This is a genomic window from Bradyrhizobium sp. WCU1 (genome assembly GCF_053474805.1).
Window position 1 is genome coordinate 6,372,869 of sequence record NZ_CM130280.1, and the last position, 19,025, is coordinate 6,391,893.

The following is a 19,025-nucleotide window of genomic DNA, read 5'->3' on the forward strand; positions in this document are numbered from 1 at the left end:
ATGGCGAAACTGCACGTCACCACCTCGGTCAACGGTGAGCCGGTCGAATTCCTGTGCGAGCCCTATGAGACCATGCTCGACGCACTGCGCGGGCAATTGGGGCTCACCGGCTCCAAGGAAGGCTGCTCGTCCGGCGATTGCGGCGCCTGCTCGATCACGCTCGATGGCCGCCTCGTCTGCTCCTGCCTGATGCTCGCGGCCGAAGCCGAAGGCCACGAGATCGGGACCATCGAGGGCATGGCCAAGGGCGACAGGCTGCACCCGTTGCAGCAGAAGTTCCTGGAGCACGCAGCGCTCCAGTGCGGCATCTGCACCTCGGGCATGCTGGTCGCCTCCGAGGCGCTGCTCGCCAGGAATTCCAATCCGACCGAAGAGGAAGTCCGCTTCTGGCTCGCCGGCAATCTCTGCCGGTGCACCGGTTACGACAAGATCGTCCGCGCGGTGATGGAGACCGCGGCTGAAATGCGGGAGACTGCGCGATGAACGTCGTCAACAACAAATGGATCGGCCAGCGCACCATCCGGCCGGATGGCGTCGACAAGGTCACCGGCCGCGCGGCGTTTGCCGCCGACACCACGATGCCCGGTATGATCTGGGGCAAGGTGCTGCGCAGCCCGCATCCGCATGCCCGCATCAAGGCGATCAACACCGCCAAGGCCGAGGCGCTGCCCGGCGTGAAAGCGGTGGTCACCTCGCGCGACATCGTCGACTTCACGATCGAGAAGGGCGCCGTGATGCTCGGCATCCAGGACATGCGCTGGATGTGCCGCAACGTGATGGCGCGCGACAAGGCGCTGTTCCCCGGCCACCCCGTCGCCGCTGTCGCCGCGACCACGGAGGCGATCGCGGCGGAAGCCTGCAAGCTGATCGAGGTCGACTACGAGGTTTTGCCCTGGGCGATCGAGATCGACGACGCGCTCAAGCCTGACGCGCCGATCCTGCACGAGTTCAACAAATTCGACGGCAAGCCCTCGAACATCATGGGCCGCATCGAATCCAGGAAGGGCGACATCGCGACAGGATTCAAGGACGCCGAGATCGTGATCGAGCGCTCCTTCACCACGCGCCCGGTGCACCAGGGCTATATCGAGCCGCATGCCTGCCTGATCTCGGTCGCGGCCGACGGCAAGACCACGATCTGGTCGTCGAGCCAGGGCCAGTTCATGGTGCGGGCGATGACCTCGATGCTGACGGGAATCCCGCAGAGCGACATCCGCGCCATCCCCGCCGAGATCGGCGGCGGCTTCGGCGGCAAGACCATCGTCTATCTCGAGCCGCTAGCGACCTTGCTCGCCAAGAAGTCCGGACGCCCGGTCAAGATGGTGATGACCCGCGAGGAGGTGATGCGCGCCACCGGGCCGACCTCGGGCTCGAAGAGCACGGTGAGGATCGGTGCGAAGAAGGACGGCACCATCGTCGCCGCGCATGGCAGCTTCTATCTGCAGGCCGGCGCCTTTCCTGGCTCGCCGATCCGCGGCGCGGTCGGCTGCAGCTTCGCGCCCTACGACATTCCGCATGTGCTGTCGGAAGGCTTCGACGTCTGCTCCAACCGCTCCAAGGTCGCGGCCTATCGCGCGCCCGGCGCGCCGATCGGCGCCTATGCGGTCGAATGCGTGCTCGACGAGCTCGCCGAGGCGCTCAAGATGGATCCGCTGGCGCTGCGGCTGAAGAACGCAGCGAAGGAGGGCACCAAGGCCGCGCACGGCCCGGTGTTCCCGCGCATCGGCTATATCGAGACGCTGGAGGCTGCGAAGAACCATCCGCATTATGCCGCGCCGCTCGGCAAATTGCAGGGCAGGGGCGTCGCTAGCGGCTTCTGGTTCAATGCCGGCGGTGAATCCTCAGCGCAGGTGAACATCACCGAGGACGGCAACGTCGTCGTCACGACGGGGCATCCCGATATCGGCGGCTCGCGCGCCGGCATCGCCAACATCTGCGCCGAGCTGCTCGGCATCGACTACAAGCGCGTCTCCGTCATCATCGGCGATACCCAGACCGTCGGTTTCTCCAACCTGACCGGTGGTAGCCGCGTGCTGTTCGCCTCCTCGATGGTGGTGACGCAGGCCGCCGACAAGGTGATCGCGACCTTGCGCGAGCGGGCTGCGAAGATCTGGGAGATCGATCCTGAAGCGGTGAAGTGGGAGAACGGCGCCGCGCATCCGGTCAGTCCGAATGCCGGCCAGTTCGAGCCGCTGACGCTCGCGGACCTCGCCGAGAAGGCGCCGTCGCAGGGCGGACCGATCGGCGCCAGCGTGCAGCTCAACACCCAAGGCGCCGAAGGCGGCTTCGGCACCCATATCTGCGACGTCGAGGTCGATGTCGATCTCGGCATCGTCAGGGTGATCCGCTACACCGCCGTGCAGGATGTCGGCCGCGCCGTGCATCCGAGCTATGTCGAGGGCCAGCTGCAGGGCGGCGTCGCGCAGGGCATCGGCTGGGCGCTGAACGAGGAGTACATCTACAACAAGGACGGCAAGGTCGATAATCCGGGCTTCCTCGATTATCGCATGCCGGTTTGCTCCGACCTGCCGATGCTCGACTGCGCGCTGGTCGAGGTGCCGAACCCGAAGCATCCGCAGGGCGTCAAGGGCGTCGGCGAGGTGCCGCTGGTCCCCGTCATGGCCGCAGTCGCCAACGCCGTCCACAATGCGCTCGGCAAGCGCTTCTACAGCCTGCCGATGTCGCCGCCGAAGGTCTCGGCAGCGCTCGATGCGCCGACGCAGCAGGCCGCGGAGTAGGGAGCGTCGGGCGGGTTAGGGTTCGCTAACCCGCTCCACGGTTCTGTGCCATTGACGCGGCAGTCTTTGCCTCGGCAAGATCGCGGGATGACCAACCCCGACGAACTCTCGGCTTACATGATCTTCAGCCGCAGCGACTGGGCCGCATTGCGGGCCAGCACATCGCTGACGCTCTCGGAGGCCGATCTTGCGGCGTTGCGCGGCTTGAATGGGCCGATCACGACGGCCGAAGTCTCCGACGTCTACTTGCCGCTCACGCGGCTGCTGAACCTGCATTTCTCGGCGGCGCGCAATCTGATGCAGGTGAAGGCGGAATTTCTCGGCCGGCCGGCGCGGCGTTCGCCCTACATCATCGCACTGGCCGGGAGTGTCGGCGTCGGCAAGAGCACCTTTGCCCGCGTGCTGTGCGCGCTGCTGGCCGGCTGGGCCGATCATCCGCGCGTCGAGCTGGTGACGACCGACGGCTTCCTGCATGCCAACGCCGTCCTGGAAGAGCGCGGCCTGATGCGGCGCAAGGGCTTTCCCGACAGCTACGACCTGCCGCGGATGCTGCGCTTCCTCGCGGCGGCCAAGGCGGGCGAGGGCGAGCTGGAATTGCCGGTGTACTCGCATCTGATCGGCGATATCGTGCCGTCGGAGCGGCAGCTGATCCGGCTGCCGGACATCCTGGTGTTCGAGGGCCTCAACGTGCTGCTGGCGCGCGGCAATGCGCCGGTGGTGGTGTCGGATTTCTTCGACTTCTCGATCTATCTCGATGCCGACGAGGCCGACATCCAGTCCTGGTATGTCGAGCGCTTCCTCAAGCTGCAGCCAACCGCGTTCCGAAACCCGGCGTCCTATTTTCACCATTACCGGGACCTGCCGCCGAGCGACGCGCGCGAGGTGGCGGAGCGGCTGTGGCGCGAGCATCATCGCGCCAATCTCAGGGAGAACATCCTGCCGACGCGGACCCGCGCCGACGTCGTGCTGCGCAAGCGCTCCGATCACTCGATCGGCGAGGTCTGGCTGCGGGAGACGTAGCCGCGTCACGGCGTCGGGCGAGTTACGCTTCGCTAGCCTGCCCTCGGTCCTTGTCGTTACCGCAACTCCTTCCCCAGCTGCGCAAGCACCGTCTCGCAGGTCATCAGATCGAGATGCCCGCCGCCGGCGTTCTTGAAGAAGGTGATGTCGCTATCCGACAAGCGGCCCTTCACCTTGCCGCCGGCGAGGTCGTAATGGTCGCCGAGCACGTCGCTCTCCTTGATCGCGCCGCTGGCGATCGGCTGCAGGATGTCGCCGACGCCGTCGAAGGCGGATTCGCGGCGGTCGACGAAGATGCGCGAGCGCTGCGCCGCCTCGTCGTCGGATTCGCGGGTGTCGGGGGTGAAGCCGCCGACCAGGTCGAGATGGGTGCCGGGCTTCAAATTGGCACCCTTGACCAGCGGCGCGCGCGAGCGGGTGCAGGTGGTGATGATGTCGGCCTCGCGGGTCGCGGCGTCGAGGTCGGTGACGGCCTCGGCGGCAATCCCTTCGCCTTCGAGCTGCGCGGCGAGTTCCTCGGCACGCGCGATGGTCCGATTCCAGATCCGGACCCGCTTTAGCGACGGCCGCACCGTGCGGTGGCCGCGCACCAGCCAGTGCGCCATCTCGCCGGCGCCGACCACCAGCAGCGTCTCGACGTCGGGCCGCGCCAGGTGCTTGGCGCCGAGCGCAGAGTCCGCCGCGGTCTTCCAATGGGTGATCTCGGCGGCGTCCATCACCGCGAGCGGCCGGCCGTCATTGCCGTCGAACAGCACGCAGACCGCCTGCACCGCCGGCAGCTTGCCGTGGGCAAGGTTGCCCGGGAAGCTGGTGTACAGCTTGGTCATCATGAAGCGACCGGCATCGACCGCGCTGCGGGTCACCAGCTGCTGGCCCTTGTCGTCGCCGAGATAGCTGTCATGCACCGCAATCTTCGGCCGCCGGTGCGCGGCCTCGATCGCCTCGATCAGGACCGGAAAGCTCAGGACGCGGTTGACCTCGCTGTCGTCGACAATATGCACGTCAGTCTCCTCCACAGCGCGCTTGCGCTCTCCGGGGCGCGTCGGACGCCCTCAATCTGGCCCGCACTGGATAGCGCGTGGGGAAGGGCAGTCAACATGCACCGCCGCGTGGCACTTGCTATCCTGTGCACCTGATTCTCTCGCAGGTCTCCGCAAGCCGTGGTTGCAGTCGTCGTCGCCATCCTGATCTTCGTACTGTTGACCGGTGCGGCGCTCGCGACCATGGCGATCCATGCCCAGCTCGCGGACCATCACCGCAGCGACGAGACCAATACCTCGGTACGCCTGGTTGCGACCCTGTTCGTCACCATGCCGTCGCTGCTGCTCGGCCTGATGATGAACAATGCCGCCAACACCTATGTGGCGGTCGACCGCAATCTGCATGTCTTCGCCACCGATCTCATCCTGCTCGACCGCAGCATGCGGCCGCTCGGCCCCAGCGCCGACGAGCCGCGCAAGCGGCTGCTCGCCTATGTCGAGCAGGCGCTCAAGGATGCGCCGATCTCGCGCGCGAACGAGGTGTCCGAACATCTGCTCGACCAGGTCGGCAACAGTCTCCGCGAGCTCAAGTTCAACGACGAGCAGAAGATCGCGCTGTGGAACGAGGCCCGGTCGGTCTACCGGCAGGCAGTGCAGCAGCGCTGGACCTTTGTCGAGCAGTCCGACGGTTCGTTTCCGTCGCCGCTGATCTGCATCCTGGTCGGCTGGTTGACGCTGATGTTCGCGACGCTGGGCTTTCGTGCGCCGCGCAACGCGGTCGTGATCTCGATCACCGTCGCCGCGGCGGCGCTGATCGCGGCCGCGATCTATCTGATCCTCGAAATGAGCACGCCGTTCTCCGGCCCGATCCAGCTCTCCGACCGCCCGCTGGTGCGCGCAGCCGAGGAGATCAGGCGATAGCAGCCGTTACTGGCACCTCGCGCAGCCCTGAGGTTGGCCTTGTTGGGCGGGTTGCGCCATCGCTCACCCGCCCGACGTTCCAACGCCAACCCGCTAGCGGCCGCCGCCACCACCGCCGCCGCCACCACCACCACCACCTCAGCCCCCGTTCATCAGGGCCTGATTGTAACGGGGATCGGATTGTTTCATGTAGTCCGGCGAGATGTCGCGGTTGCGCGCGCGACCCGGATCGGCCGTTGACACAGGCTGCCCGCATCCTGCGAAGATCAGGAAACTGCAGGGCGGATCGAATCGCGGCTGAAATGCATGGGCTGCCGTGGTCGTCAGCGCCGTCGTGGCGACGGTAGTGGCCAGCACGGCGGCTGCCGCCGACGCGGTGGTGCTCGCAACGGTGAGTAATGTCACTGATGAAAACCTTGATCGCATCGACATAGGAAATTCCATCCTTCGGTTCGGCGAAACCGGAATGGCCCGCTCGCAAAATTGGACGGGACCTGATGGAAGTGGGTTCGAGCGGGAAGCTGCGATTCTGCGATCTGGACACGACAACGTTAAGGCGCGCGCCTTCACGTAAGGCTCGCGCCTCAAGCGATGCCGGCAGGTTCGCGGGCGCCTTGCGCGCTCAGGCGCGCTGCTTCAGCGCCATGCCCATGCTGATCCAGCTGACACCGGCGCAGATCAAGTCGACGCTGAGGAAGATGCCGAGCACGTAGAGGCTCGACACCGGCCAGCGCGCCAGGATCATGGCGCCGAGCACGAGCGTGATCAGCCCGGAGATCGCGACCATGCCCCACGGCGCGGCCGAGTTCATGCCGAACGCCAGGAAGATGCGGACAATGCCGGACACCACGAGAGCTACGCCGAGGAACAGCGTCAGCGTCGCCGCGGCGAGTAGTGGGTTCTCGAAGGTAATGAAGCCCGCGACGACGTAGAGCGCGCCGAGGAGCAGCCAGAACAGGAACTTGCCCCAGGTCTTGAACTGGAACGCGTTGATGATCTCAGCAACGCCTGCGACGATCATCATGGCGCCGACGAACAGCACGCTGACGACGGTGGCGAAGAACACGCTGCCGAAGGCGAGCACGCCGGCGATCAGGTAGATCACGCCGAGGGCGACGATCCAGCCCCACTTCGCGCGAAGGTTGGCAAGCCCGGATCCGAGGCTGTGAGGAGGTGTGGCGGGTGAGCTGGACGCAGTCGACATCGTATCGCTCCCGAATGCTTGATCAAACCATGCTACCATAGGTCAAGGCGCGGACAAGGGCAGTTGCAAAGTTGGCGCCAAATGCAGTTGGCACTAAATGCGCCGCGACACGTTGATTCAAATCAACCGGCGTGTTGCCGCGCAGCATTGGTTCGGCGACAGCCGGTTTGCATCAGACGACAAACTGTCCAGATCGGACTACAGATTGTCCGGATCGCGCATCTACAGAGGAGGTCGACATGCCCACGACGCACGACAAGGACCACGTCTACAAGATCCTCGAACTGGTCGGATCATCGGACAAAAGCATCGAGGCGGCGATCGAGAATGCGGTCAGCCGCGCGTCGAAGACGATCCGGGAAATGAAGTGGTTCGAGGTGGTGCAGACTCGGGGCCACATCGAGGGCGGCAAGGTTGCGCATTATCAGGTGACGCTGCGGGTCGGCTTCACGCTGGAGTAGGGGCGCGCGTACGGCCGAGCTGTTGAAGCGAGTGGTGTTTCTCCCCGCCGTCATTCCGGGGCGTGCGAAGCACGAACCCGGAATCCGTCGGGCCGCACAATTGCGGCGAAATGGATTCCGGGCTCTCGCTCTGCGAACCCCGGAATGACGGGAAGCGGAAGGCCCCCATCACCGCCGCGACAGCGGCGCGGGGGGCGGCGGGGCGGTCGAGCCGGCGGCGAGCGAGCGTTGTACCATCACGGTGTCGGACCAGCGGCCGTAACGATAGGCGACGCCCGGCAGGTGACCGACACGGGCAAAGCCGAAGCGGTCGTGCAGCGCGAGCGATGCGGCGTTGTCGCTGTCGATGTAGCCGATCATCTGGCGGAAGCCGGCCGCGGCGCAGGTGTCGACCAGCTCCTGCAGCAGCCGGCCGCCGACGCCCTTGCCGATGAAGCGGTGGTGGATGTAGATCGAATGCTTCACCGTGTAGCGGTAGGCCGGGCGCTTGCGGAACTGGACCACATAGGCGTAGCCGACCACCTCGCCGTCGCACACCGCGACCAGATGCGGCAGGCGGGTGTTGCGCAAATTCTTGCGGCGGTCGCGTAGATCGTCGGGCTCTGGCGTGCCGTTGTCGTCGACGCTCTCCTCGATGCCGTGGCGGATGTGGTGGCGGTAGATCGACAGCATCGCATCGACGTCGCTGTCGCGCGAGGCACGGACGGTGATCTTGTGATCATTCTCCATTGTGCTGCGTCCGCCGGCCTATTCGGACACGACATAGGTGTAGAAGCGGACCCGGCCGGCGTCGTCGATCTCCTTGTAGATGCCTTGCACCTCGACCTCGAAGCCCGGGAACGCGTTGAAGCTCGCCTCGAACATCTTGAGATAATCGATCATCGGCTTGCTTCGTTCCGACAGCCGCTCGCCGGGCACGATGGTGGCGATGCCGGGCGGGTAGACCACGAACGGCGTCGCGGCGACGCGGCCGAAGATCTGGTCGATCGGCAGATAATCGACGTCGTTGCGGATCAAATATTGCGCCGCCTGGCGCGGCGACATCGCGATCTCGGGCAGGTGCTCGGGCAGGAATTGCCTGGCCTGCAGCGTGCTGACGCCGCCGTCGCGGAAGAAGCGGTGCATGTCGCCGCAGAGATCGCGCAGCCGCACGCCGGTGTAGCGTTGCGGGCGGCGGCGGAAGAATTCCGGGATGACGTCCTCGATCAGCGCGTTGTCGTCGTGCAGCTTCTTGAAGGCGACGAGCCCGGAGACCAGCGTGCCGGCCTTGCTGGCCTCGACGCCGGGCGTCAGCAGGAAGAGCAGGGAGTTGAGGTCGTTCTTCTCGGCGACGATCTGGTTCTCGCGCAGATACTGCGCCACGACCGGCGCGGGGATGCCGTGATCGGCATAGGCGCCGGTGGCATGGTCGAAGCCCGGCGTCAGCAAGGTGAGCTTGTTCGGGTCGGTCATGGCAAAGCCGGCCGTCAGCTCGGGGAAGCCGTGCCAGGTCTCGCCGGGATTGAGCTGCCAGTAGGATGGCGTGGTCGCGAGCTGGTCGGTCGAGATGGTCTCCCAGGCGACATTGTGCACGCCGTTCTCGCGGGCGGCATCAGGGATCATCACGCGGTCGGGCACGAACGGCTCGAAGAACCAGCGCCGCTCGGGGCGCGTCTCCTTTTCCTCGAACTCGCGCTTCACCGCGCGGATCTTCTTGCGCAGCTCGATGCCGAGCCGGATCGTGTCGTCCCACAACACTTCGCCGGAGCGGCCCTTCATCATCTGCGCGCCGACATCGAGCGAGGCGAAGATCGGATAGAACGGCGAGGTCGAGGCGTGCTGCATGAAGCTTTCGTTGAAGCGGCGGTGCTCGACCCGGCGCTTCTGGCCCTTGATGTGGCGGTCGCGGATATGGATCTGTGAGGCCTGCGAGAAGCTCGCGAGCTGCTTGTGGGTCGATTGGGTGGCAATGATGCCGGGCGCCTCGGGGCCGAGATTGGCGAGCCCCATCGCGAACCGCCCGGCATAGATCGGGTGGAATTTCATGAAGCCGGCCCAGGCCTCGTCGAACAGGATGTAGTCGCAGAGGTGGCCGATCCGCTTCAGGATCATCTCGGCGGAGTGGATGGTGCCGTCATAGGTGCACTGCTCGACCACGGCGACGCGGAACGGGCGCTCCTTCTTCCAGGCGTTCTCGTCCTTGACCAGCGGATGCTTGCGGATGTGGTCGCGCAGCGTGCCCTCGTCGAGCAGATCCCAGCGCATCGGACCGATCAGGCCCCAGGCGTTGCGTACCGTCGGCACATAGACCGGGATGCCGCCGCCGAGCAGCAGCGCGCCGTGATGCGCTGCCTTGTGGTTGTTGCGGTCGAACAGCACGAGGTCGCCGTCGGTGACCAGCGAGCCGAGTGCGACCTTGTTGGAGGTCGAGGTGCCGTTGAGCACGAAATAGGTCTTTTCGGCGCCGAAGATCCGCGCCGCTTCCTTCTGCGCCTTCAGCGCCGGCCCCTCATGGGTGAGGAGGTCGCCGAGGTCGAGCACGGAATTGTCGAGGTCGTCGCGGAACACGGCTTCGCCGAGATGCTCGACGAACACCCGCCCGATCGGGCTGCGGCTGTAGAACACGCCGCCATTGTGGCCCGGGCAGGTCCAGAGCTGGTTGCCTTCCTCGGCATAGTCGACCAGCGCGCCGAAGAACGGCGTCTTCAGGTTCTCGGCATATTGCTTCAGCCTGGAGATCAGGTTCTTGGCGATGAAGGACGGGGTCTCCTCCGACAGGAACACATAGCCGTCGATGAAGTCCAGCACCTCGACCGGTAGGTCCTCGAAGCGCTTGCGGCGGATCAGGAGCAGGATCGGGAAGTCGAGGCCGCGGCGGCGCATCAGATTGATCAGGGCCGCGGTCTTGCCCTCGAGGCCCTTCTTGCCCCAGTCGACCACCATGCAGCCGATCGCGGCATCGGTCTGCACCGCGATCTCGGCGTCTTCCAGCTTGCGGGCGCGCACCACCTCGAAGCCGGAGCGCTCGATCTCAGTGACGATCTGGTTGAAGCGGATGCCTTCGAGGTCGTCGGACTCGAAAACCGGCGCGGCGAACAGAAAGTTGAAGCGTTTGAAATAGTCCATGCGTGTCCCCGAACTGTACCGCTGAACCTGTCTGCACAATTCATGACAAAGAGATGACAATGGGGATAGCAGACTATCAAATGCGATTGGAGCGGCATTTTTCAGCGCACGGCTTGGCCCCGCGGATATTCGAGCTGCACGGCGACCAAATCCGCTGTGCCCGAGCCATCGCGCGCCTCGATCCCGGCAAGCGTCTGGTCGAGCGCATGCGCGGGCGTGGTGCCGACTGCCGGTAGCAGGCGGCCCGCGGGCCAGCTGGTCGCCACGGTTTGCGGATAGATGCGCAGGCCGCTGCGGCTCGTCACCGCGCCGCCGGTGGCGGAGAACGTCGCGGCGTGCGAGCGACAGGTTCGCGACCAGCCGTCCACGACCAGCGCCAGCGAGATCTCGTCGACACCGGGGGAGAGCGCGACGCCGAGCTGCTCCGCGTCGCGCCGGTCTGAATGGGGACCAGCGGCATCCACGACTGACCTATCCGCGTATATCGCTCTCGCGCAGGAAGGCGCGGCTTGTTCAGTAGACGAGACTTGTCCCTGGCGGTTTCTCGAGCGCCGCGGCCAGCGAGCGATATTCGTCGCACGTTGTGCCGCAGATTTCGGCAATCCGGCTCAGATGATATTGGGCGGCATCGCGGTTGCCCTGCTCGATCTGCCACAGGCCGTAGTAGTTCCACGTCAGCACGTGGTTCGGATCGGCCCTCAGCGCACGCTCGTACCAGACCTGCGACTGCTTGTAGTCGCCGAGCTTGCGATAGGAGTAGCCGATCAGGTTGGCGACGTTCGGATGATCATCGTTGCCGAGCGCGTGCAACTGCGCGATCGCGGCGGCATAGTCGTTCTGCTCGTAGATCGTTGCATAGGCAGCGCGATAGCCGTCACGGAATGCCGGATCGTCGAAGCTGGATTGCTTGGCCGGTTTCTTCACCCTGTGCGTGGTCCGTCTGCCCTTCTCCTGGGGATACGACGGCGCAGGAGTGCTGTAGCTCGAGCCGTAGAGTTCACCGCCGCCTGCTCCTCCGCCGCCACCACCGCCGCCGGCAGCGCGGGCAGTCTGCTGTGGCAACATGATGATCGGCGCTGTCAGAAATGCCGCAAGCATTGCGAGCTTCGCCGGTGACTTGATCATGCGCACCTCCCGATTCGACGTGAACAGTCATTGATCTGAAGCACTAACTCCCGATCGCAGCAGGCATTCCTCGCGTTCTGAAAAATATCTGTCGATGCGGCAATCGCACTGTCGCTTCCGGACGTTGCATTTGCGTGCGGGCTGGTCCGCGATCCGACGACGGAACCGAAACTAACTTCGGTGTTAGAATCTGACGTGCAGGGACAAGGACAATTGATGATGCAAACGGACCTCGCCGAGAGTTCAAGGCGCCACGGGCACCAGTCCGTAACGCAGCATGGTTTCCTTCATCTTCGCGGGATCGGGCGCGCCGCCGGTCAGCAGCGCTGCCATCTCCCTGAAGTATTGCGGACCGAGCGCGCCGGGGCTCAGCATGCAGAGACAAGTCGCGGGACCGTTCGAGCGGTTGGTGAAGCGGTGCACGATGCCGCGCTTGATGAACACCATCTCGCCGGTGCCGAGCTCGATGTCCTCGCCGTCGAGCCGCCAGGTCGAGACGCCCGACAGCCCGTAGATCGTCTCGTCCCAGCTCTCATGATAATGCGGGATCGGCATCCGCGCGTTCGGCTGCAACGTCATCTCGAACAGGTCGATGCTGCCGCCGGTCGTCTCCTTGCTGTGCAGGAACTTCAATTGTAGGGCGCCAAGATTGATCAGTTCAGGCATGATGGTCTCGTGCATGGTGATGTGCAGGATATGCGACGGCGCGATCTGACGCCGGCGAGCCGCTCTACTTGGACTCCAGGTGCCACGCACCGTCCCAATCGGCAGCCGGCGGATCGCGCCGGAAGCGTTCAACCCGCGCCTTCAGTGTGATCGACGGTCCGTCGCCCGGTACGGCAGCCAGCGCGGCATCGAACGCGCGCGCCGCGTCGTCCCAGCGGCGCTCGCGATAGGCGGCGAGACCGTCGGCGTAGCGCTGCCGCAGGTCGGTCTGCGCCGGCGTCAACTCATCCTTCTTGCCGATGATCTCGAACACGGCGACCGGCTGGGTCTGGCCGACGGCGACGAGGCGGTCGATCTCGCGCAGCTCGATGGTCGAGGCGCAGGCCGCGGCGGTGGCCTCCGAGATCAGGCTGCGGCTGCCGTAGAACTTGTTGGCGCCTTCCAGCCGCGAGGCGAGGTTCACGGTATCGCCGAGCACCGTGTAGCTCATCATGAATTCGGAGCCGATGCTGCCGACCAGCGCTTCGCCGGTGGCGATGCCGATCCGGATGTCGCAGTCGGCCGGGATCGCGCGCACGCCGAGCAGCTCGGGCAGATCCTTGCGGAGCTGGTTGACCTGGCCGATCATGTCGATGGCGGCAAGCGCAGCCAGATGGGTCTGCTCGGCCTCCTCGACGAAGGGCGCCCCCCAATAGGCCATGATGGCGTCGCCGATATACTTGTCGATGATGCCGCGATGGGTGTGGACCGGCGCCGACATCGTCGACAAATAGAGGTTCATGATCTTGACCAGGCCGCGCGGCGTCACGCCTTCGCTCAGGCTGGTGAAGCCCTTCATGTCGCAGAACATCACCGTCATGATGCGGCGCTGTCCTTCGGTTGCGGCGATTGCCGGCTGCTCGAGCAGGCCCTCGGCGATCCGCGGATTGATGTAGCGGCCGAATGTCTCGCGGATACGCTGGTTGTGACGCAGCGTCTCGATCATGCGGTTGAAGGCGGCCGACAGCTGGCCGATCTCGTCCTGGGTCGTGATGGCGATGCTGCCGTCGAGGCGGCCGGCCTCGACCTCGCGGGTGCCCTCCAGGAGGCGCATCACCGGGCGCGTGATGCCGCTGCCGACCAGCATCGCGAATACGAAGCCGAGGATCGCGGCGATGGCGGTGACGACGCCGGAGATGATGATCGCCCGCTGCTGCGCGCCGGTCACCTTCGCCGCGGCCGAGCCGACCTGCGCCAGCATGTCGGCACGGATGCCTTCGATCCTGGTGTTGAATTCGTCGCGCAGGGCGTCGGCGCGGAGCGTGGTCTGTCGCGCGGCCGCGAAATCCTTGCTGTCGAGCTGGCCGAGCAGCGTCTTGTTCTCGGCGTTCAGGCGCATCAAGAGGTCGTTGACGGCGTTGTCGATGCGGTCGTCGAGCCGTCCGAGCGCGGCATTGTCTGAGGGCGTCGAGGGATCGGCGATGATCGAGGCGATCAGCACGCGCGCGGCGTCGGCCTCGCGCTTGATCAGCGGCTCGACTTCGTCGAAAGTCTTGCGCGCCGCATCGTAGCCTGCGTCTTCGCCCGGCGGCTGCATCTTCGCCATCATCATCCGGCGCATCGCCAGCGACCGCTCCAGTGCGCGGATGTTGACGCGGGCGAGATGGCCGTAGGCGGGGATGTAGCGATTGGTGAGTTCATCGAGGAGGTGGCCGACCTGGCTCGCCATCACCATGGAGAGCAGCGAGGTGATCACCGCGAGGATGATGAGTCCCGTGGCGATGCCGACGATCTTCTGCCTGATCGAATTTCGAAACATGCCGAGCCCCGCCGCGGCTGCAATAAGCGGGTCAATCCCGCCATGGCGGCGAACCAGCTAATAGAGTTCCACGGCCTGCGGTGCAAGCGACCGGTGCCTTCCATCGCGTCGCCAAACCGGAGTCGGGGGCTAGCGCAGCCCTTCGTAGACCATCAGGCCGCGCGCGATCGCGAGCTTGCGCAAGGTCCGCGGCACGAATCGCTCCTGGGGATGCAGGTAACGCCACGAGGTCAGGACCAGGTCGTGGAGCCTGGTGACGTCGTCCTCGAACGGGGCGAGCAGGCCGGTGAGGCTCGCCGGCATGTGGACGCGGGCGGTGAAGGGCAGCAGCAGCAATTCAAGGTGCGCCTTGGATCCGGTCTCGGCGGTGGCGCTGATGCCGGCGATGGCCGGCAGGGTCTCTTCGACCACGCAGGTGATGATCTCTTCGATCTCGCCGCGGCTTTCGTCGGTGAACAGGGCGGAAAAGCTGCGGTTCTTCAGGTCGCAGCCGAGCAGGGCGGAGATGCGGGTGCCGGCGACGCGGAACGGGAAGCGGGTTTCGCCGTCATAGGACAGCACGAAGATGTCGGACAGCAGCTCGCGCACCGCGGACGGCTCGAACTCGCTCCGGTCGGGTGCACGCGCGGTGCCGCGCTTCGCATTCCAATAGGCGAAGAATTCGCGGCTGGAGCTGTGTTTCATCTAAAGAACCTTGCCCGGCACCTGTCTCGGCGGGACACATCTGTCCCGGTTTTGCTCAGAAGCCTTCCCTTGTCTGTTGTGCAGGGAAGGCTGTGCAGCGTCCATGCCGCGGCCGTGGTTTGGGCGTCTTATAGGCAGCTTTGTGTTGTTAACGTAAATTTAACTATGTCCTTGGCGTCGGCGGGCGGCCCGCATAGGGTCCGTGCGTTCCCGTTCGCCGGCTGCCCCAAGCGCCGGCGTGGTTGGTACACAGGTGGCGTCAAACAGTTTGGTCGCCGTGCGGGGAGGGGTGGGGATGTTCTCCCGATCCTCTCGGGGCACGCGAAGGCCAACCGATCAGGGAGGGTGTTCTCAGCGCCCTCCCTTTTCTTTTTTCTCGATTCCGGTGCCGAGCGACACCCGGTGTCCGATTTCGGGATTGTGCACTTGCACAGGGGTGTGAAAGCCGCCTATCTCTGATCCACAGCCGCTTTCGAGGTCGCCGACCCCTTGGACTCCTATCCCGAATCCCCGCTCGCGCCGCCGCCGGAGGCGCCGCGCGAGCCGATCCTGACCTTGCCGCGGGCGCTCACCGCCTACATCCTCCTGATCGCGGTGATCCATCTGCGGGTATTGCTGCCGCCGGAGCTGGAGAACTGGACCGTCGACGTCTTCGGCTTCATCCCGAAGCGCTACGATTCGACGCTGCTCGACATCACCTTCCCGGGCGGGGACGGCGCCAAGGTCTGGACCTTCGTCACCTATTCGCTGCTGCACGCCAACCTCACCCATATCGGCTTCAACGTGTTGTGGCTGTTGCCATTCGGCAGCGCGCTGGCGCGGCGCTTCGGCGCGGTGCGCTTCTTCGTCTTCATGGCGGTGACGGCGGCCGCAGGCGCGCTCGCGCATCTGTTGACCCACGAGCACGCGATCGCGCCGATGATCGGCGCATCGGCGTCGGTGTCGGGGACGATGGCGGCGGCAATCCGTTTCGCCTTCGTGAAGGGCAGCTTCCTGTCGTTCAGTCGGGGCGATGCCGAGGCAGCCGCCAAAGTGCCGGCGCTGTCGCTGTGGCGGGCGCTGCGCAACGGACGGGTGCTCGCCTTCCTGGCGATCTGGTTTGGCGTCAATATCCTGTTCGGCGCCACCTCGTTGTCGCTCGGCGGCGAGGAGGCGAGCGTCGCCTGGCAGGCGCATATCGGCGGCTTCCTCGCCGGGCTGCTGCTGTTCTCGCTGTTCGATCCGATACCGCGTGCGCGAGACGATGCTGCAGATGCGTCGTCCATGGACCAGTCAGGCCGCGCCTGATCGCCGCTTGCGGCTCGGTTCGAATTCCTCCATCATCTTTGCGACACAGAAACAAAGCGGGCCGGCAAAATCGAGCCCAGCTACCGACCGCGCCCCGGAACCGAAATCGGCGCGGAACTGTTGATTGAAGACTCTGGCGAACAGGCGCGATCCCGCTCAAGCGGGGCGCGGACGGATTCAGGGAGGCGACAATGACGGTACGTTCCATTCTCGATGCAAAGGGCCATCAGGTCATGAGCGTCGCGCCCGGCGCGAAGCTTTCGGCTGCGGTGAAGCTGCTCGGCGAGCGCAAGATCGGCGCCGTGCTGGTGATGGAGCAGGGCCGGATGGAGGGCATCCTGTCGGAGCGCGACATCGTGCGCGTGCTCTCGGAGCGCGGCGCGGGCGCGCTGGACGAGCCGGTGAGCGCGGTCATGACCAGGAAGGTCGTGAGCTGCCGGCAGTCCGATACGGTCAGCGCGCTGATGGAAATGATGACCACCGGAAAATTCCGCCATCTGCCTGTCGTCGAGGACGGCAAGGTGGTCGGGCTGATCTCGATCGGCGACATCGTCAAGAGCCGCGTGCAGGAATATGAGCGCGAGCAGGAGGCGCTGCGCGACTACATCAAGACCGCCTGAGCGCTATTTCCCGGTGGTGCCCGCGCCGGTCGACGGCGGCACCAGGATTTCGATCGCTTCCTCGATCGCGCCGATGGCGCGTTCGGCTGCGCGGATGCCGTGCGCGATCAGCTCGTCGGCACGGTGGAAGTCGAACCAGCCGATCTGGCCGACCCGCGGCGAGATCAGCATGTCAGGCGGATCGCCGGCGAGGCGCGCACGGGTGATGCGGTCCTGCATGATATTGAAGGCGTCGACCATGACGCTGGAGATGCCGGGGCGGCTGGCGCTGCCGAAAAACTCCCGTTTCACGGTACGTTCGGCGGAGAAGAAGCGGCCAAACCGCCGCTTCGGAGGTTCCGGCTCGATGTCCGCCTCGGCGGTCACCGCGACCGTCACCTCGGGCGCGGCCGATGGCCCGTGATTATAGATCGTGGTCGAGTGCGCGAACACGTCGCTGGAGAGGTTCGCCGCGATGACGATTTCGGCGCCGAGCGCGCGGGCGGCCGAAACCGGCACCGGGTTGACCAGCGCGCCGTCAACCAGCCAGCGGTCGCCGATCAGCACCGGCGCGAAGATGCCGGGCAGGGCGTAGGAGGCGCGCATGGCGTCGACCACGCGGCCCTGGGTCAGCCAGATCTCGTGCCCGGTGCGGACCTCGGTCGCGACGCTGGCGAATTTGACCGTGAGGTCCTCGATAATGACCTGGCCGAGCGCGGCTTCGATCTCGGCGGCCAGCTTGGTGCCGCCGATCAGGCCCGAGCCGTTGAGGCGGATGTCGAGGTAGCCGAGCACGCTGCGCGGCTGCAGGCTGCGGGCCCACTGTTCCAGCGTGTCGATATGGCCGGCCGCATAGGCGCCGCCGACCACGGAGCCGATCGAGGTGCCGACCACGACGTTGGGGACGATGCCGTGGGCAAGCAGGGTCTTGATGATCCCGATATGGGCGAAACCGCGCGCGGCGCCGCCGCCGAGCGCAAGCCCGATCACCGGCCGGCGAACCGTTCCCAGTCCGACCTTGTCGGGCCCGTCGGAGCTCTTGTGGCCGCGGCCCATCCAGCTATCCAACACGACAAATCTCCTGCCAGCACGAGACTAGGCTGCGCGGCATGGCTGCGCCAGCGTCGTCCGTGTTCATGGTTATTCCCGAGAGGCATGATTCATGCCCGGTCCGACCGCGGTAGGCAGGGATTGTGACTGGACCGCGACGATACGGCTAACATCGGGGTGAACGGCCGGTTCCAATTGGGGTGACACCCCGCCAGGACTGTGACGAAGCTTCGACGAAGGCTTGAATTTGCCGCGTTTTCGTTGAAAAGCATTGACATGACTACGAGGGGCAACGGCATCGGCGGATGCGGGCGGGGCATGCGGCTCCTTCCGCTATTTGCGCTTGCGGCATTTTTGCTCGCCCTAACCCCCACGTCCGGCTCTGCGCAGTTCTTCAGCGACCGGCCGCCGCCGATCCCGCCAGCCTCGGTGCCGGACGTGCCGTCCGGCCCGGCGCTCAATCTGGCGCCGCCGTCCGGGTCCGGATCGGGGCCCGTGCTGCCCGGCCCGCTGAACCAGCCGACCATCGTCCAGCCGTCGATTGCGACCGTGCCCCCGGTGACGCCGCCGCCCGGCTCGCCGACCGCGGGGCAGGCGGTGCTGTCGCTGACGGCGCGGTACGGCAAGGATCTGCCGGTGATCAATGGCGGGCTGGTGTGGCGGGTGTTCGCCGACAAGCCGGATGACAACGGCACCTACAAGCTGATCCGCGAGGAACGCGGCGCGACGCCCAACGTGGTGCTGCCGCCAGGCAACTACGTCGTCCATGTCGCGCTCGGCCTCGTCAGTGCGGTGCGCGCCGTCAGCCTGAAATCGGAGACCGACCGCGAGTCGTTCGTGCTGCCGGCCGGCGGGCTGCGGATCGAAGGCCGGGTCGGCTCGAGCAAGATCCCGGCCAACCAGATTTCGTTCGCGATCTACAAGGGCAGTCAGTTCGACGGCTCGGACCGCGGACCCCTGGTGCCGAACGTATCGGCCGGCGACGTCGCGCTGCTGCCGGAGGGCACCTACTACATCGTCTCCAACTATGGCGACGCCAACTCGGTGGTGCGCTCCGACATTCGCGTCGCGGCGGGCAAGCTGACCGACGTCACCGTCACCCATCGCGCAGCCGTCATCACGCTCAAGCTGGTCAGCGAGAAGGGCGGCGAGGCGCTCGCCAACACCGCGTGGTCGGTGATCACGCCGGGCGGCGACGTGATCAAGGAATCGATCGGCGCGTTCCCGCGCGTCGTGCTCTCCGAAGGCGAGTATCGTGCGATCGCCAAGAACGAGGGCAAGGTGTTCGAGCGCCCGTTCAACGTCGTCAACGGCGTCGACGGCGAAGTCGAGGTCGTGGCGCGCTGACTCCTGACCGAATTGCATTTCACGCAACTGTCATAGTCTC

At 65.7% G+C, this 19,025-nt stretch carries 19 protein-coding genes; 8 read left to right on the top strand and 11 right to left on the bottom strand.

The genetic code is table 11. From position 1 onward, the window contains the following. From ACTUWL_RS29800 to coaA, 3 genes are all read left to right on the top strand, one after another. On the top strand, positions 1 to 483 hold the full coding sequence (locus ACTUWL_RS29800; RefSeq protein ID WP_021077698.1) for a (2Fe-2S)-binding protein: 483 nt from the start codon (positions 1 to 3) through the stop codon (positions 481 to 483). Continuing rightward, a complete protein-coding gene (locus ACTUWL_RS29805) occupies positions 480 to 2,738 on the top strand; it encodes a xanthine dehydrogenase family protein molybdopterin-binding subunit (RefSeq protein WP_021077697.1) in 2,259 nt (752 codons plus the stop codon). Before ACTUWL_RS29800 ends, ACTUWL_RS29805 begins: the two co-directional genes overlap by 4 nt. An 87-nt stretch (positions 2,739 to 2,825) precedes the next feature. Beyond that, positions 2,826 to 3,758: a type I pantothenate kinase gene (coaA, locus tag ACTUWL_RS29810; protein WP_021077696.1), complete on the top strand. Its 933-nt coding sequence runs from the start codon at positions 2,826 to 2,828 to the stop codon at positions 3,756 to 3,758. Between the two features lie 56 nt (positions 3,759 to 3,814). Here coaA and ACTUWL_RS29815 read toward each other — a convergent pair whose 3' ends face one another. Continuing rightward, complete coding sequence (locus ACTUWL_RS29815; protein ID WP_021077695.1) at positions 3,815 to 4,759, bottom strand: ornithine cyclodeaminase family protein; 945 nt, start codon at positions 4,757 to 4,759, stop codon at positions 3,815 to 3,817. 159 nt (positions 4,760 to 4,918) lie between these two features. Between ACTUWL_RS29815 and ACTUWL_RS29820 the strand changes: the two genes are divergently transcribed. Continuing rightward, positions 4,919 to 5,659, top strand: a complete 741-nt coding sequence (locus tag ACTUWL_RS29820) for a bestrophin-like domain (protein ID WP_021077694.1) — start codon at positions 4,919 to 4,921, stop codon at positions 5,657 to 5,659. Between the two features lie 138 nt (positions 5,660 to 5,797). Here ACTUWL_RS29820 and ACTUWL_RS29825 read toward each other — a convergent pair whose 3' ends face one another. Next, positions 5,798 to 6,091, bottom strand: coding sequence for a hypothetical protein (locus ACTUWL_RS29825; RefSeq protein WP_021077692.1), 294 nt, complete (start codon positions 6,089 to 6,091; stop codon positions 5,798 to 5,800). A gap of 190 nt (positions 6,092 to 6,281) precedes the next feature. After that, positions 6,282 to 6,863 (bottom strand): HdeD family acid-resistance protein, encoded by a 582-nt coding sequence (locus ACTUWL_RS29830; RefSeq protein WP_021077691.1) that lies wholly within the window; start codon positions 6,861 to 6,863, stop codon positions 6,282 to 6,284. Between the two features lie 239 nt (positions 6,864 to 7,102). Here ACTUWL_RS29830 and ACTUWL_RS29835 point away from each other — a divergent pair, with 239 nt between their 5' ends. Beyond that, positions 7,103 to 7,324: a dodecin gene (locus ACTUWL_RS29835; protein WP_021077690.1), complete on the top strand. Its 222-nt coding sequence runs from the start codon at positions 7,103 to 7,105 to the stop codon at positions 7,322 to 7,324. Between the two features lie 168 nt (positions 7,325 to 7,492). Here the strand turns inward: ACTUWL_RS29835 and ACTUWL_RS29840 are convergent, their stop codons facing one another. The 7 genes from ACTUWL_RS29840 to ACTUWL_RS29870 form a co-directional block, all read right to left on the bottom strand. Next, on the bottom strand, positions 7,493 to 8,053 hold the full coding sequence (locus ACTUWL_RS29840; RefSeq protein ID WP_021077689.1) for a GNAT family N-acetyltransferase: 561 nt from the start codon (positions 8,051 to 8,053) through the stop codon (positions 7,493 to 7,495). 18 nt (positions 8,054 to 8,071) lie between these two features. Continuing rightward, positions 8,072 to 10,429, bottom strand: a complete 2,358-nt coding sequence (locus tag ACTUWL_RS29845) for an Orn/Lys/Arg family decarboxylase (protein ID WP_021077688.1) — start codon at positions 10,427 to 10,429, stop codon at positions 8,072 to 8,074. A 101-nt stretch (positions 10,430 to 10,530) separates the two neighbouring features. Next, positions 10,531 to 10,893, bottom strand: coding sequence for a hypothetical protein (locus ACTUWL_RS29850; RefSeq protein ID WP_021077687.1), 363 nt, complete (start codon positions 10,891 to 10,893; stop codon positions 10,531 to 10,533). Between the two features lie 49 nt (positions 10,894 to 10,942). Then, positions 10,943 to 11,554: a tetratricopeptide repeat protein gene (locus tag ACTUWL_RS29855; protein WP_021077686.1), complete on the bottom strand. Its 612-nt coding sequence runs from the start codon at positions 11,552 to 11,554 to the stop codon at positions 10,943 to 10,945. A 243-nt stretch (positions 11,555 to 11,797) separates the two neighbouring features. Beyond that, on the bottom strand, positions 11,798 to 12,220 hold the full coding sequence (locus ACTUWL_RS29860) for a cupin domain-containing protein (RefSeq protein WP_021077685.1): 423 nt from the start codon (positions 12,218 to 12,220) through the stop codon (positions 11,798 to 11,800). A gap of 64 nt (positions 12,221 to 12,284) precedes the next feature. After that, positions 12,285 to 14,018, bottom strand: a complete 1,734-nt coding sequence (locus ACTUWL_RS29865) for an adenylate/guanylate cyclase domain-containing protein (protein WP_021077684.1) — start codon at positions 14,016 to 14,018, stop codon at positions 12,285 to 12,287. A 129-nt stretch (positions 14,019 to 14,147) separates the two neighbouring features. Next, complete coding sequence (locus ACTUWL_RS29870) at positions 14,148 to 14,702, bottom strand: PAS domain-containing protein (RefSeq protein ID WP_021077683.1); 555 nt, start codon at positions 14,700 to 14,702, stop codon at positions 14,148 to 14,150. A 489-nt stretch (positions 14,703 to 15,191) separates the two neighbouring features. Here ACTUWL_RS29870 and ACTUWL_RS29875 point away from each other — a divergent pair, with 489 nt between their 5' ends. Both ACTUWL_RS29875 and ACTUWL_RS29880 read left to right on the top strand, forming a co-directional pair. Further along, on the top strand, positions 15,192 to 15,989 hold the full coding sequence (locus tag ACTUWL_RS29875; RefSeq protein WP_021077682.1) for a rhomboid family intramembrane serine protease: 798 nt from the start codon (positions 15,192 to 15,194) through the stop codon (positions 15,987 to 15,989). Positions 15,990 to 16,180: 191 nt separating this feature from the next. After that, positions 16,181 to 16,609 (top strand): CBS domain-containing protein, encoded by a 429-nt coding sequence (locus ACTUWL_RS29880; protein WP_021077681.1) that lies wholly within the window; start codon positions 16,181 to 16,183, stop codon positions 16,607 to 16,609. Positions 16,610 to 16,612: 3 nt separating this feature from the next. On the opposite strand, the gene ACTUWL_RS29885 is transcribed toward ACTUWL_RS29880, so the two are convergent. Next, positions 16,613 to 17,644 (bottom strand): patatin-like phospholipase family protein, encoded by a 1,032-nt coding sequence (locus ACTUWL_RS29885; protein ID WP_021077680.1) that lies wholly within the window; start codon positions 17,642 to 17,644, stop codon positions 16,613 to 16,615. A gap of 270 nt (positions 17,645 to 17,914) precedes the next feature. Here ACTUWL_RS29885 and ACTUWL_RS29890 point away from each other — a divergent pair, with 270 nt between their 5' ends. Next, complete coding sequence (locus ACTUWL_RS29890) at positions 17,915 to 18,985, top strand: hypothetical protein (protein ID WP_035650581.1); 1,071 nt, start codon at positions 17,915 to 17,917, stop codon at positions 18,983 to 18,985. Positions 18,986 to 19,025 lie beyond the last annotated feature (40 nt).